Here is a 14,485-nt window from a genome sequence, read left to right as displayed (position 1 = left end):
CGCTGGAACGCAAACAAAATCCCGCCGTGATCGGCGGGATTGCGAATCAGTCATGTACACGGTGCGGTTAGACCGCCTCTGTAATCTCGTTATTCACGCCGATGATCATCGTGGACAGCTGCTTGGATAGATCGACTTCATATGGCGAACGCACTGTCGCTCCGCCATCCTCAAGAACACGGATAATCGGACGATGTGGACATGCAGCGTTAATATCGACGACGACCCCGGATTCGCCACTGTTCATCTGAACGGTCAAGCCGATCGGATAGATTGCAACCTTGTCGCGGAACTGCTGCACCATACGTTGTTCATATAAGGTGCCGCTGCCCGCATACATAAGCTCAATGGCTTGGTGCGGCAGCATTGCCGCGCGATAAATGCGCGTCGTTGTCATCGCATCGTAGGAATCCACGAGTCCGATCCACTTGGCATACTCATGAATCTCATTTCCGCGTATGCCCCTTGGGTACCCGCTTCCGTCCAAACGTTCATGATGCTGATAGGCGCAATGGGCAACGAGCAGCGGCATGTTCGGCTCATCCTTCAACATCCGATAACCGATCTCTGCATGCAGCTTCATCAGCTCGTATTCCTCATGGTTCAGCTGGCCAGGCTTCTTTAAGACATCGACCGGAATACGTGATTTACCGATATCATGCAGGGCGGCGCCCATCCCGAGCACCATCAGCTCGTCGCGGGTGTAGCCTTCTGCAATGCCGAGCAACGTCGTGTAGACGCAGACATTAAGCGAATGTTGATACAGATAGTGGTCGACCGAATTTAAATTCATCAGCATTATCATCGCATCTTCACGGGCTGTAAGATCATCGATGACCATGTTCATCATGTTGTAGTAAGATTTCGAAATATACGGATAGGTTACCCCTCGTTTTCCGTTCGGCCGGTCCATCATTTGACGGAACGACTGCCTAATCTCCTTCAACGCGCTGCGAATCGTTTCCTCGCTAATAATATCCGGAATAACTGTATCTTGAAGGCGTGGGTCTTTTATATAGATGTATGATATACCGCAATCCGTTAACCGTCTGATCATGCGAGCGTCTAACTCCACATTTTCAGCAAGGAGAACAAGCCCTTCCTCGGAAAATATTTTTTTGGCCAACCGCATCCCCGGCTTAGCCAGTGATATGGGCATTAAACGCATTTTAATCCCGCCCCGCAACTGGTGTTTTATCATATAGTCTATCGTGTTTATCGGCTAGGGACGCCCCGTTGTGAATCGATTTCATAAATTTTTCATCAAAAATCGACTTTTTCTTCGCATTTTAGGTTGCAGCTCTGCCCCGAATAACAAATCTCGCCTCTGAAGCGGCTGCAATAGCTTCTGGATTAAGCAATTCCTCTGCCAGAATATCGCGTATAAACTCAGGCAGGAAGTATTGAATATCCGTTCCCTGCTTGAGCGATAAGTAGCCAACGCCGAACGTGAACATATCCAATGTTCCGACGGAATACTCGCGGTCATCGATGAGCGGATCACCACCGACGTAGACAGCCGACAGGTGCAGTTGTCCATGGGGATCGTATTCCGCTTCAATCGTCATGCCATCGACCGCCAGCGTCCCGAGCACATTGCCGCGAAAGCCGAAGCCGCGGATTGGCTTCGTTATATATTCGTCGCACAGCGACTGCTGCAGCGCTTCACGAATATGCTGGCCGAGCAGCCTTATCCGGCATGGATTGATGGGTGACGGGCAAATCGCATGCAAATCCCCTGCTGTTACGTCACCGATCGGCAATCCCGATAACAATTGGCCATTATTCGTAATGCCAATATCCGCTTGGGTCCAGCGGCGGATGCCTGCTGCAAGCAGATTCGGCAATTGAGACTCTTGGTCATCGCGCGACGCTAAAGGCGTCTCTAGCTTCACGATTACCCTGCCCAGCCGCTCAGATGCCAGCTCGCGGTACTTTGCAATGGCCTCCACTGCATCGGGATGCTCGGCATAAGCAGCCACAGGCACACAAGCGGCGCGGAATAAAGGCTTGGATGAGATTGAATCCCACCCGATCTCAACGCGGCCAACCCATTCGCCGAACTTCCCGGCGGCACAGATCGTCGTCGAACCGATAACTAGCGGTTCTTCGAGCAGGTGATGCGTATGTCCGCCAAGAATCAGATCGATTCCTTCAAGCTGTTCGGCGATTAGTCGGTCTGATGGAAGTCCTAGATGCGACAGGACCACGAGCACATCGACATGTGGTCTCAGCTCCGCGGCTTCCATTCGGATCGCTTCAATCGGATCCGTGACATCCCAGCCTAGGAGTGTATAGAAATCGGAGTATCTTGCGGAAACTCCGATAAGGCCAATGCGCAGCTTCCCTTTACGAATGATGGTCGAAGGCGACAGCCATTCGGGCCTCTCATGATTGGAAGCACGGAACATATTAGCGACCAGCACAGGAAACTTCACACGATCGCGATAGGCGGCTTCAAGCATGTTGGGCTCAAGTGTTAATCCTTCATTGTTGCCCAGCGTAGATGCTTCGCAGCCTGCAATATGCAGAAGCTCTATATTGACCTGCCCATCGCTGCCTTCCGTTTCGAAGCGCATACGGTCCATATGATCACCGATATCAACTGCGAGCACCCGATCACTGCCGTGTGTCCGACGTTCCTCTGCAATGACCGTTGCGATCTTAGCTGCATGCTCAAGACGGCTGTGAATATCGTTGCTATGCAGCAGAATCGCTTCTATTGTCCAATCCTGCGTCTCGTTCATGCTTACCTCCTGCCAAGCTGGCGCGTTAGCTGCCCAGCGCTTTCTTCTGTCTCAGCTCATCGGCAGACCACTGCTGCTTAAAGCCAAACGTCGCCTCATCACTGAGCGCTTCTTCCGTACTGATGACGATTCGAACGACATTTTTCACATTCAAGCACTTGCTCGTACCATTAGGGACATAGAATCGGATCGGACCCGCTGTCGTCAGCGGGCTGCCATCCGTCTCTGCGAACAGCACGGCAGCTTCCTGCAGCTGCGACCATGGAATGATCGCTTCGAATGAATCTGACGCGTACAGCTTCAGATGGGTAGGGGGAGACAGTTTGCACTTCGTTGTATATGAGAGCAGAAACAGCCACTCCTCGAACCATTGGTGCCAATCGAAAGCGATACCCGAAGCGCCAGGTACGCGTGACTCAATCGCGAATGCTTCTCCCGCGAGTTCAGACATGACGACCGCTGTCCACTGCTCCACACCAAACTGCTCGTGCTCAATCTCGATGTCCGTTTCCTTCCCAGCATTATTGTACGCTTTCGGCACCATCATGTCAGGATCTCCTTTCGAGATATAAATAGGGAACAGCATCTTCTTCGAGGTTAACCCCCGATTTGGGACATTCTGCGGTCAGTCGGTACGTGGGAAAGCGCACCACCGGCCAAAGTTGCAGCCATCTCATGGCTTTCTGGCTTCAAGTCAAGTGCCTTGAACAGCAGTGCTTCCATTTCCTCTTGACTGCCGAGCGCCTGACGTACATTCAACTCCTCCATCCAATAGAGGCATGGCTTCAAATAGCCGTCTGCCGTCAGACGGAGCCGATTGCATCGTTTGCAGAACTCATCGCTGATGGGGTGTATCAATCCGAACGATCCGCGTCCGCCGACGATCTCATAATTATCAGAGGGTCCGCTTCCGGATATATCGCCTCTTGTACGGTAACGAAGCCCCCGCTCATCCGCAACTTCCAACACGCGGGTTAATGGCAGATACTGTTTGCGCCAATTCTCATCCGCATGGCCAATCGGCATATATTCGATAAAGCGAACATGCAGCGGTTGGTCATATGCCATTTGCAGAAAATCGCCAATCTCATCTTCATTAACTCCACGCAGCAGCACGCAGTTAAGCTTGATCGGATCAAAGCCTACCCTGCCCGCTGCTTCTATTCCATCCAGTACCCGCCGCAGTTCACCGCGCCGTGCGATGAACTTGAACCGCGCCGAGCTAAGCGTATCTAGACTAATGTTAATACGATTCAGCCCCGCTTCACGCAGCGCTTCTGCCTGCTGAGCCAGCAGGATGCCGTTGGTTGTCATCGAAATATCGGATATGCCAGGAATAGCGGCCAGCATCCGGATCAACTGGTCCAGATCTTTGCGTACAAGCGGTTCTCCACCTGTTATCCGAAGTTTTGTTACGCCGCAGCTGGCTGCTGAGCGAACGACCTCAGCGATCTGTTCGAACGACAGCAGATTAGACGTATCCGTAAATTCGACGCCTTCCTCCGGCATACAATAGACACAGCGTAAATTGCACCGGTCTGTTACCGAAATTCGCAAATAGTTATGCTCTCGCCCAAATCGATCGACTAGTGTACCCATCACAGCCACCTCCTGCCTTTACGTTTCACAAACATTTCATTACTTACTAGCATAACATCTCTATGCTGATTATGATATACTTTAACCATCATTATACCATCAGTATGAGAGGTTTTCTGACATGGAATATAAATGGACGATTCGATTATTTGCTGGTCTTAATGAACGACTGGACGCATCCTCCGTCGAACTGAATACCCAGCACTCAACACTGACCGTTGCCGCTCTGAAAAAACTCCTGATTGAACAATTCCCCTCCCATCAGCATTTGATCCATCTCTGCTTCGTTGCGTGCAATCAGACCTATGCAACTGACGATGACACAATTAACCACACCGATGAACTTGCGCTGCTCCCTCCTGTTTCGGGTGGAGAAGAGTCGGCTCCTGAGCCTTCAACACAGACGCCAGAAGATGCCTTGCCACTCTATTGGCTCACCGATCAGCCAATATCTGTCGAAGACGTTACGAGAAGAGTCATAACACCGGATCACGGGGCCTCCATTGCATTCGTTGGAACGACGCGCGAGTGGACGGCAGGACAGCGGACGGTGCGACTTGAATATGAGGCTTATGCACCGATGGCGGTTAGAACGATGGAGCAGATCGGCGAGGAAATTGCTGCACGATGGAATGGAGCTCAATGTGCCATTGCTCATCGGACAGGCATCGTCGATGTTGCAGACATCAGTGTCGTCATCGCTGTCTCATCGCCGCATCGCGATGAATGTTATGAGGCAAGCCGGTACGCAATTGAACGTCTGAAACAGATTGTTCCCATCTGGAAGAAAGAAATTTGGGAAGACGGATCGGAGTGGAAAGGCCACCAGACGGGTCCATGGAACCCATTGGCGGATCAGGTGCAGCCATGACAAGCCATGAAGTTACGAACAACACGCCTGCGACATCGCGTTATGTGCGGCAGATGCGTTATGCGCCAATCGGAACTGCAGGGCAGCAATCTTTAGGTTCTCGCTCTGCCGTAGTCGTTGGCTTAGGCGCACTGGGCGCTGTCATCGCTTCGCATCTTGTCCGTGCTGGCATCGGACGAATCCGGCTTATCGACCGCGATATAGTCGAGTACAGCAACCTTCACCGGCAGATGCTTTACACCGAGGAGGATGCCGAACATCTGGTACCGAAGGCAGAAGCTGCAGCAATTCATCTCCGTGCGGCGAATTCAGAACCGATTATAGAACCGGTCGTTACGGAGCTATCTGCTTTTAATGCGGAGCGGCTGCTTGCAGATGCCGATATTATAATGGATGGAACGGACAATTTCTCCGCCCGCTATCTCATCAATGAGGTAAGCGTAAAGCACGGTATTCCTTGGGTATACGGCGGCGCCGTAGGCGGATCCGGCATGTGTACTTCCATTATACCAGGTACGACCGCTTGCTTCCGCTGTTTGTTCCCAGCACCGCCAGCTGCCGGAGCAGTAGACACATGCGAAACAGCAGGCGTCATCTCTCCTATTGTTGATATCATCGGTTCTCTGCAGGCAGCAGAGGCACTTAAGCTTCTGACTGGTAATGCCGGAGCCGTTAACACTGGCCTCACGCAAGTAGACGTGTGGCACAGCCAGTGGCTTAATATTAAGACAACACAATCAAGAAGAAGCGATTGTCCCGTCTGCGCCAAGCGTTCGTTCGAGACTCTTGAGAATACCGACAGCCATACGGCAGCTGCCTCCCTGTGCGGCCGTCATACAGTTCAGATTACGCCACCACAACCGCTGCAATCCCCGCTGTCACAGATCGCTAGCAGACTGTCCCATATAGGCCAGATTGAATCGACGCGCTATCTGATGCGGATCTCGCTTGCAGACCGCGAGTGTACCTTCATCCTATTTCCAGACGGACGCGCGCTCATACAAGGGACCGATGACCCAGTTGCTGCGCAGCGAATCTATAACGACTTGATAGGAACGTAATAGATAGTTCGTACTAGCCTGCAGAATATGCGATTTCTTTAATTTATTTAATTATTGTTAAGAAAATATGTATAAAATGTTAGCATTTTCACCATTGGTCGACATTCAATTATTGCCATCAGTAACAACTATTGATACTATATGACTAGTACATCAAATCTAGTTCAGGGGTGGCATCATGCGGGTACACGTCACCGATTTGAGAGATGGAGACTTCCTTCTTAGAGATACATTCAATAACTTCGGTCTCCATGTTCTATCAAAAGGTACGACTTTACGCAACAAAGAGATCTCCATGCTGTTTCAGCATCAAATCGATTACGTCGATATCGAGATGCGATCTTTCGACCAGCCTGTCCATCCGGTAGCTGAAGGAAGCACTCGTACGATCGAGTCAAGTGTAAGCCCGAAATGGATGCCAACTGTTAAACCTATTTACGAAGATACAATCAAAGGGTTCAAAACGCTGTTCGAGAAAGCGGTCAACGAGGGGGTAATTGAAGAACAGGCTGTTAAGAATACGTTCCAGCCTCTCGTCGACAACTTCCGGATGGAGCGGGACGTCGTTTCCATGCTTCTACTCTTGAACACGAAGGATGATTATACCTATCAGCATTCCGTGCAAGTTGGCATGCTGTCCTTCTATCTCGCATCATGGCTCGGTTACAGTCAGGAAGAGTCCGTTGAGATCGGACAAGCCGGCTTCCTCCATGACATTGGCAAATGTCGGATCGACACCGCCATTCTGAACAAGCCAGGAAAGCTGACGGATGAAGAGTTTGCTGAGATCAAACGTCATCCGCAATACGGCCACGACATCATTCAGAATTCGATGGACAACGAGATTGCGGCTATTGTAGCGGCGCAGCATCACGAACGAAGTGATGGCAGCGGTTACCCGCTTGGCTTGAAGGATGAACAGATTCACCCCATCGCCAAAATCGTTTCCGTTGTTGACGTATACAGCGCGATGATCTCCATGCGCGTCTATCGGGAGAAACGCGACCTGCTGCAGGTGCTTCGCGAAATTTACCGCATGAGCTTCAACGAGCTTGATGCGAAGACGGCTCATACGTTCATTAAGCATATGATTCCGAACTTCATTGGCAAACGTGCAACGCTTGATAATGGCAAAACTGGCATTATCGTGATGACGCATCCGACAGAGTTCTTCCGGCCATTAATTCAAATCGATAACGAATTCGTCGATCTGACTCTTATCCGCGATGTCGATGTGACAGAAATTGTTTTGTAGCCGTTCCACTGAAGAGGCGCCCATATAAGCGGGCGCCTTTCTTTTGTTTGTGTCGCATATACGAATGAAGGCGACCGCTCCTCAGAGCGATCGCCTTTATTCATTCATAAACCTATTTCACTTCGATTTTGCTAAAATATTTGTCCTGCATATTCTTCGCAGCTTCATCCAACTTCGCCTTCAGATCGACGCCCTTCTTCGAGAACACCTGCTGAACGACGTTCGTCATCTCAGCATAGTAATCTTGCGTGTTGTACTGTGCCTCTGGCTGACCATCAAGCAGCGCATTCGACTCTGGTGCATATTTGTACACGTTGTCATACTTATCGAAGATGGCTTGAACCTTTTGACCGTAATCGGAATCTTCACGGAAGTAGTTCATTTGTGGCGGAATGAAATATTTGTTCTGTGCTTTACGCGCTTGGATATCCTTCTCGACCGACGCAAGCCAATCATCGGAGAAGTAGTCGAACGTAATGTAACGGAATGCCGCTTCTTGCTCGACTTTGCTAGCATTCGGGTTAATGACAAGATAGTCTCCGCCCAGAATACCGTAATGTTTGCCGCCTGCTTCAACTGCAGGCATTGGGAACGTGAGAACATCCTCCGGCTTCATGCCGCCTTGGTTCAGTGCTTCCTCAAGCGGACCTTCTGCACCAGCAATAACCATCGCCGTTCTGCCTTGCGTGAACGCGCCTACCGCGTCGCCCCAGCCAAGTGCCCAGTCCTTCGGAATGGCATTTGCATCCCAGCGCAGTTTCTCGTACAGCTGCAGCGCTTTAACGCCTGCATCCGAGTTGAATGCTGCCGTCACTTTGCCGCCGTCCGTACTAATGATTTGACCGCCAGCTTCGAATAGGAAGTTGGTCCAGTTCCAGCCTGCTTCGTTGCCTTTGCCCATCGGCGCAATACCTGCAATCCCTTTCGCCGGGTCAGCAACAGCTTTCGCCGTATTGATCATGTCATCCCATGTCCAGTCATACGATGGAATGGCTACGCCTTTCTCATCCAACATCTTTTTGTTCACGACCGTACTTGTCGAATAACCCTTCTGAACGACGCCGTACACTTTACCGTCTATAATGAATTGATTTTGCAGCGTTGGATTAATTTGATCTTTATTCTCGTAGTTGTTCCACAGATCGGTGATGTCAGCTGCCCAACCGCGCTCGATCAGAAACTTCGCTTCCGTGGCGAACGTATTGAAGATCGTTGGTGCCTCGTTCGATGCCATCTTGATGCCAATCTCATCTACTTTATAATGCCAGTCGCTCTTCTCAATCGTAATGTTAGGGTATTTCTCCGTGAAGCGGCGGATCTTGTCATCTTCCAGCTTGCGGTTTTCCACCTGATCCGGCGTAGGGTAATAGATGCTGATTGTCGCCTTCTCATTCACGAACGGATCTGTTGCCGCCGGTTCGTCAGTTGTTCCCGCAGTGTCCGTCTTCGTACCTGCATTGTCTGTCGTACCCGTCGTGTTCGTGTCTTCCTTCGTCGTTTCCTTGTCTGAACCTCCGCCGCATGCTGCGAGCATGGAGGCAGACAAAGCTAGACATGCCATGACTGTCATGAGCTTACGCTTATGCATGGATACTCCCCTTTTCTAGACGCTTAAGTTTTCCTTACGCATTCATCATATCGTCTGCAAACGCTTCATACGATGTGTGTCATTATGCCGATTGTGTGTGGTTCTACGCTGTTGTTTGACGCCTTATGTGTGCAATATTATCCTTTAACCCCACCTAGATTAAGACCGCGCATAATGAAACGCTGGAAGACGAGGAACACAACGATCGGCGGCAGCATGACCATGAACAGAATCGCGAATCGAATATTCAGGCCGAGACCACGTGCGCTTATGACATACTTATAAATTGCTGTCGAGAGCGGATATTTGCTGTCATTGTGCATAACGAGCGATGGCCAGAACCAATCATTCCATGCCGTCGAGAAGACGAATATCGCCAGCGTCGCAATGATCGGAATGGACAGAGGCAGTGCCAAGCCTGCGAAGCAGCGAAGCTCGGATGCGCCATCTATTCGAGCCGCCTCGAACATCTCTTGATGAAGGCCGTCGAAGAAATTTTTCAGCAGCAGCAGATTGAATGCACTTGCACCGGCCGGCAGCCAGAATGCCGCGAATGTGTTAATCAAACCAAGATCCTTCAGGTTCAAGAAGTTCGGAATCAGGTAAGTCGTCGGCGGAATGAACAACGTGATGAGAAAGAACATGCTAATATGTTTCGCCTTCGGCACTTGAAGTTTGGACAAGCTGAATGCTGCAAGTCCTAGAACGCCGACTGTGACAACCATGTTGCCGATGAATATAAACATTGTGTTGCGCAGGAAAATCGGCAAATCGATATAATTCCAGGCCTGCTTTAAGTTACTCCAATGCCAGCCTTCATTCGGCAAGAAGGTCGGCGGGAAGCTGTTGACTTCCGTGTTCGTCTTGAACGCATTGAACATTGCAACAAGAACCGGATAAATCATGGAGCAAGCCATCACAATGACGACCAGGAGCATGATGACATATACCGTCCGGTTAAACGGCTTCCTCAGATCATAGCGGGACAGAATGCCGCGTTCTTCAAGTTTCATCCTAGTTGTCCCCCTTATGCTGAAGCCGGAATTGGATAATGGCAAGCACGCTCAATACGATAAACATGAGCACGCCCATCGCGGAAGCAACGCCGAGCTCAAGTCGCGTTGTCGCGTATTTGACAATGAGCAGCGCATACGTCAGCGTGGCATTGTTCGGACCGCCATCAAGCATCGCCAGCTGGGATTGGAAGCCCTGCGACGTGCCGATCAACTGCAGCAGAAGCATGAGCAGAATCAAGTTTTTGATCGAAGGCAGCGTTATATGGCGAATACGCATCCAGACGCCTGCTCCATCGATCTCTGCTGCTTCATACCAGTCGCGTGGAACGCTTAGGATTGCCGCTAGATAGAGCAGCATCGCTGCACCGAATTGCTGCCACGTCTCCATGAATACAAGCGATATCATGGACCAGCTCGTGTCTGTCATGAAGGAGACGCCTTCGCCGCCGACCGTCTTCGTGATCGCTGCATTGATCGGTCCCACCGGATCGTAGAACCAGCGCCATAATCCGTATAGAACGACGACTGGAATAACGTTAGGCAGGTACGCTGCAATGCGCAGAATGCCTTGGAATCGCCGAACCTCAGAGATCGAGATGGCGAATACGATCGGCACCCAGAAGCCCATAACGAGTGCCAGTCCCATATAGTAGAGCGTGTTACGGATTGAAATCCCTACATCGGAATCGTGGAACACCGTCTTGTAGTTGTCGAAGCCAACGAATGAGTTCCCTTTGACAAAATCAACATGGTAGAAGCTGTAGAAAAAACCTTTGATAATGGGCAGCCATAGAAACATTGCAAAAATAAGAAGGGCGGGCAGCAGAAACAGATAACCCCAAAGATGCTTCTTCAGGATCTGTCCGATGCCCGCCCTCCGTTCTCCGATCTCCCCTTGCTGCCGTTGTGGAGCTGCTGTGCGATCCATCTTACGTCCTCCTCATTCCCCTGTAGCAAGTAGCTTGCTCCTTCATTGTAGTGAAAGCGCTGCTGACTGCACATGTGCGTATCTATTGGAATGATGAGCGATTTTACTCCACTGATTGATCGTTTACTTCTTCAGCTCGCTTGGACTAATGCCGTAATACTTTTTGAATATTTTGCTAAAATGTTCCGGCGACTCGTATCCGACCCGCTCGGCAATCTCGTATCTGCGCATATCGGTCTCGAGCAGCAGACGGCGGCTCTCCTCCATCCTCAACTTCATAACATATTCCCACAGGTTCATGCCATTCGTTTTCTTGAACAGGTAGCTGAGGTAGTTCGGGCTGACGTGATTGTTCTGCGCCACCTCGTGCAGCGTGAGCCCTTTCTGAGCATAGTTGCGATCAATGTATGCCTTCGCGCCTTCTGCAATTCGGTTGTGCTGAGCATGAAGCTCATCTTCGGATGTCTCTTCCTTCGTGTATAAGCTTTCGTGGAAATCGCCGTAATAAAAGACGTCATGATCCGGATGTCGCTCGCTCCACCGCAGCGCTTGAATTGCCTGTTTATTCAGCAGAACGAGACTCTGCAACCCGTTGGCAATCTGGCTAATGCTGACGATGGTCGTCAGCCCTAGATAACGTTTCATGCTTCGGTGCAAGCTTCTGCCAATCATGTCCAGCTGGTCAAGCTTGCTTGCCGATGTGTTCTCGTATGATTCCTCATCCCACTGCATAACAATGCTCAGCTCATCTGCTCCGGAGTAGAACACGACAGATTCGCGTTCGGTCTCGGCAAGCAGCTCCGCCGTGATGTTAAGCGCAGCATATCGCAGCAGTTGGGCATCCCGCTCCGATGGCGGGCCACCTGCAGATGAGGCTGTTCTCGTCAGTAATCTCAGCTTGAGTACGGCAAAATACGGACCGTCCAAACCAATGCCAAGCTTATGCATCTCTATGGACGAAGGCTTCATGGAGTTGGCTTCATCGCTGAGCAAGTTGTTCAGTAGAGCTGTCTGCAACGCTGATGGCTCTGCGACTCGGAACGAATCGCGCAGCGTGTCGATCGTTTCTTCGCGCGACTTCGACCGCTTCTCGAGTTTAAGCAGCGCATTGCGTACTGAATCAAGCAGCTGGATGCCATCCAGTGGCTTAATCAAATAATCCTTAGCTCCGAGCCGCATCGCGAGTTGAGCATATTGGAACGTTTCATGGGCAGAAATGACGATGGTCTGAATCCATGGACGTACCAGCTTCGCCTGATGCATAAGTTCAATCCCGCTCATCGCGCCCATCTGGATGTCCGTAATGAGCAGGTCGATATCTTCCATACGTATATAGTCGAGCGCTTCATAGCCGTTATGAGCGACATAGATCGCTTCGATGCCAATTCCTGACGATGCGAGCAGGCTGTTTAATCCTTGGCCGATCAACGGCTCGTCGTCGACGATAAGTATGCGGTGCATAACACAGCCTCCCTGTTGATTTATTAGGTAACAAGCTATTTTCAATTTTGCATAGACATAGACGCTGCGTGGCAGCCCGTTAGATTTCTTCCTCTCCTGGCGCTTCGGTGACAGCGGGCATAATTAGACGGGCGATTGTTGCTCCACCTTCGCGGCTGTAACTTAAGCCATATGCTGTACCAAAATGCAGTCGGATCCGCTGCTGAATATTGCGGATGCCATAGCCGGACTGCTCTCCTGAGCCATTGCCAGCAATCATCCGCTCAATTGCATCGGTATCAACCTCTTTGTAACCATTATCTTCGATTTGAATGATGATGGCATTATTGTCGATATGAAGAGTAATTCGGATCTCGCCATCCTCACCCATATGCTTGATTCCGTGGATAATGGCATTCTCTATGAGCGGCTGCAGCGTGATTTTGGGAATCAGATAGGGCAGTGCTTCGTCCGGTATGCGCCAGTCCACATTGAAGGTGAAGGCATAACGATGCTGCTGCAGCTTAATATAAGCGCCTGCATGCTCCAGCTCTTCTCCTATCGTAATCAGCTCGCGGCCGCGGCTTAAGCTGATACGCATCAGTTTGGACAAGTCCTTGATCATCTCGGCAGATTCCGATCGGCCTTCGATCGTGCTTTTCCAATAGATGCTTTCCAACGTGTTGTAGAGCAGATGCGGATTGATCTGTTGATAAAGCATTTGAAGCTGCGTTTCCTTCTGCTTGATTTCCATCTGATACTTATCTTTGATCAGCATGTTGAGACGGCGCGCCATATCGTAAAGCGAGGACATAAGAATACCAATCTCATCCCTTCTATCCTTGGCCGGCGTTCCTGGTACAAGCTTGCCCGGCTCATAGGACCTTGAGAATGAAGCCATTTTCTGAAGCGGTTTCATGAGAGAGCGCCAGAAGTACGTCATCACCACACAGCACAATGCCAAATAAATAATCGACAGCACCTGAATGATACGTTTAAACTCGGTCTGCTGTTTCAACAGCGACTGTTTCGGAATATTGTAGACGAGCTCGCGCCCATCATTGCCGAACGTAGATACATAGATGCTGTCCGCTTCAATGAGATGAATCGATTTACCCGGACCGCTCTGCTGCTGTAATCCCAACGGTACTGTGAGCTGCGTTCCTAATCGGCCAGCCTCATTCGAGGCGAGAATCGTTCCCTGTCCATCTGTAAAATACACATTGCCGCCTTCCGGCAAGTCTACCGAATTGATCGAGACGCCAATCTGGTCCTCCATATTGGTGGCTACAAGTACGCCAATGACGTTGTTTCCGCTGCTCGTATCCCGTACGGCACGAATATAAGCGAGCGTCTTCGTCTTCGGAGCCATCTGCACCATGCTGTCGATGACCTTCATATAACCTTCACCCTTGCGCTGCACCGCTTCTTCATACCAGACAGGCGGAGCCTGCTCCTTCGTGAAGAAATATACACCGCTCGCAGCCATTTGCCGTTTAGGCGCAAATTCGTATAAGTCATTGGGGTCATACACGTAGAAGGAATACGCTATCGTGCTGGAGCCATCGGCTGTCGTCGAATAGTTAGACAACATAATATCCGCTGCCGAATACTTGCGCACCCGATCGATTACCTCACTGCCTGCCGATAAATCCGTCCGCAGCTGCTGTGTGATTGGATTCGCGATGATCGTTGATGTGATTTTGCTGATCGTATCAATATCTCTGCTTATTAATGACAAGTTCTGCTTACTCGTCTCCGCATACGCGCTAGTCACATTCCGCGTCATTATTTCCTCTGCCTTGGCACTCCCATAAACCTGCAGAACAAGTATCGGTATGACCATCACAAGCAGCAGCAGCAGCAATTGACGGTTAACGCTGAACCTTGTTAATGGATTCCAGCTGTATTTGCCCAAATGCAAGTTCCCCCTCCGGCTGATATCTATACAATATCAATTCTTGCGCACGATACAATGGC

Annotated in this window: 12 protein-coding genes; 3 read left to right on the top strand and 9 right to left on the bottom strand. The window is 50.4% G+C overall.

Annotated elements, in window-relative coordinates; all coding sequences use genetic code 11:
* Window positions 1-67 precede the first annotated feature (67 nt).
* The 4 genes from H8B09_RS02755 to moaA all read right to left on the bottom strand — a co-directional run bounded on the left by H8B09_RS02755 (window position 68) and on the right by moaA (window position 4,346).
* Window positions 68-1,168, bottom strand: coding sequence for an HD-GYP domain-containing protein (locus H8B09_RS02755; RefSeq protein ID WP_191201935.1), 1,101 nt, complete (start codon window positions 1,166-1,168; stop codon window positions 68-70).
* 121 nt (window positions 1,169-1,289) lie between these two features.
* Window positions 1,290-2,747, bottom strand: a complete 1,458-nt coding sequence (locus tag H8B09_RS02750) for a bifunctional metallophosphatase/5'-nucleotidase (RefSeq protein WP_191201934.1) — start codon at window positions 2,745-2,747, stop codon at window positions 1,290-1,292.
* A 25-nt stretch (window positions 2,748-2,772) separates the two neighbouring features.
* Window positions 2,773-3,294 carry a hypothetical protein gene (locus H8B09_RS02745; RefSeq protein ID WP_191201933.1) on the bottom strand — a complete coding sequence of 174 codons (522 nt, stop codon included), beginning with the start codon at window positions 3,292-3,294 and terminating at the stop codon, window positions 2,773-2,775.
* Between the two features lie 50 nt (window positions 3,295-3,344).
* Window positions 3,345-4,346 (bottom strand): GTP 3',8-cyclase MoaA, encoded by a 1,002-nt coding sequence (gene moaA, locus H8B09_RS02740; RefSeq protein WP_191201932.1) that lies wholly within the window; start codon window positions 4,344-4,346, stop codon window positions 3,345-3,347.
* 121 nt (window positions 4,347-4,467) lie between these two features.
* Here moaA and H8B09_RS02735 point away from each other — a divergent pair, with 121 nt between their 5' ends.
* The 3 genes from H8B09_RS02735 (at window position 4,468) to H8B09_RS02725 (ending at window position 7,533) form a co-directional block, all read left to right on the top strand.
* The gene (locus H8B09_RS02735) at window positions 4,468-5,217 is read left to right on the top strand and encodes a molybdenum cofactor biosynthesis protein (RefSeq protein WP_191201931.1); all 750 of its coding nucleotides are present in this window, start codon (window positions 4,468-4,470) and stop codon (window positions 5,215-5,217) included.
* Window positions 5,160-6,278, top strand: coding sequence for a ThiF family adenylyltransferase (locus tag H8B09_RS02730; protein WP_397376037.1), 1,119 nt, complete (start codon window positions 5,160-5,162; stop codon window positions 6,276-6,278). Before H8B09_RS02735 ends, H8B09_RS02730 begins: the two co-directional genes overlap by 58 nt.
* 178 nt (window positions 6,279-6,456) lie before the next feature.
* Window positions 6,457-7,533 (top strand): HD-GYP domain-containing protein, encoded by a 1,077-nt coding sequence (locus H8B09_RS02725; RefSeq protein ID WP_191201929.1) that lies wholly within the window; start codon window positions 6,457-6,459, stop codon window positions 7,531-7,533.
* Between the two features lie 112 nt (window positions 7,534-7,645).
* On the opposite strand, the gene H8B09_RS02720 is transcribed toward H8B09_RS02725, so the two are convergent.
* From H8B09_RS02720 to H8B09_RS02700, 5 genes are all read right to left on the bottom strand, one after another.
* On the bottom strand, window positions 7,646-9,121 hold the full coding sequence (locus tag H8B09_RS02720) for an ABC transporter substrate-binding protein (protein WP_224753217.1): 1,476 nt from the start codon (window positions 9,119-9,121) through the stop codon (window positions 7,646-7,648).
* A gap of 137 nt (window positions 9,122-9,258) precedes the next feature.
* A complete protein-coding gene (locus H8B09_RS02715; RefSeq protein WP_191201928.1) occupies window positions 9,259-10,134 on the bottom strand; it encodes a carbohydrate ABC transporter permease in 876 nt (291 codons plus the stop codon).
* A 1-nt stretch (window position 10,135) separates the two neighbouring features.
* Complete coding sequence (locus H8B09_RS02710) at window positions 10,136-11,065, bottom strand: carbohydrate ABC transporter permease (RefSeq protein WP_191201927.1); 930 nt, start codon at window positions 11,063-11,065, stop codon at window positions 10,136-10,138.
* A gap of 123 nt (window positions 11,066-11,188) precedes the next feature.
* Complete coding sequence (locus H8B09_RS02705) at window positions 11,189-12,526, bottom strand: response regulator transcription factor (protein ID WP_191201926.1); 1,338 nt, start codon at window positions 12,524-12,526, stop codon at window positions 11,189-11,191.
* Window positions 12,527-12,605: 79 nt separating this feature from the next.
* Window positions 12,606-14,423 carry a cache domain-containing sensor histidine kinase gene (locus H8B09_RS02700; RefSeq protein WP_224753216.1) on the bottom strand — a complete coding sequence of 606 codons (1,818 nt, stop codon included), beginning with the start codon at window positions 14,421-14,423 and terminating at the stop codon, window positions 12,606-12,608.
* Window positions 14,424-14,485: the final 62 nt, after the last annotated feature.

Source organism: Paenibacillus terricola (assembly GCF_014779765.1).
Lineage (GTDB): Bacteria > Bacillota > Bacilli > Paenibacillales > Paenibacillaceae > Paenibacillus_T > Paenibacillus_T terricola.
Note: the sequence above shows the minus strand (reverse complement) of the source record. Positions and strands in the feature narration are given on the sequence as shown.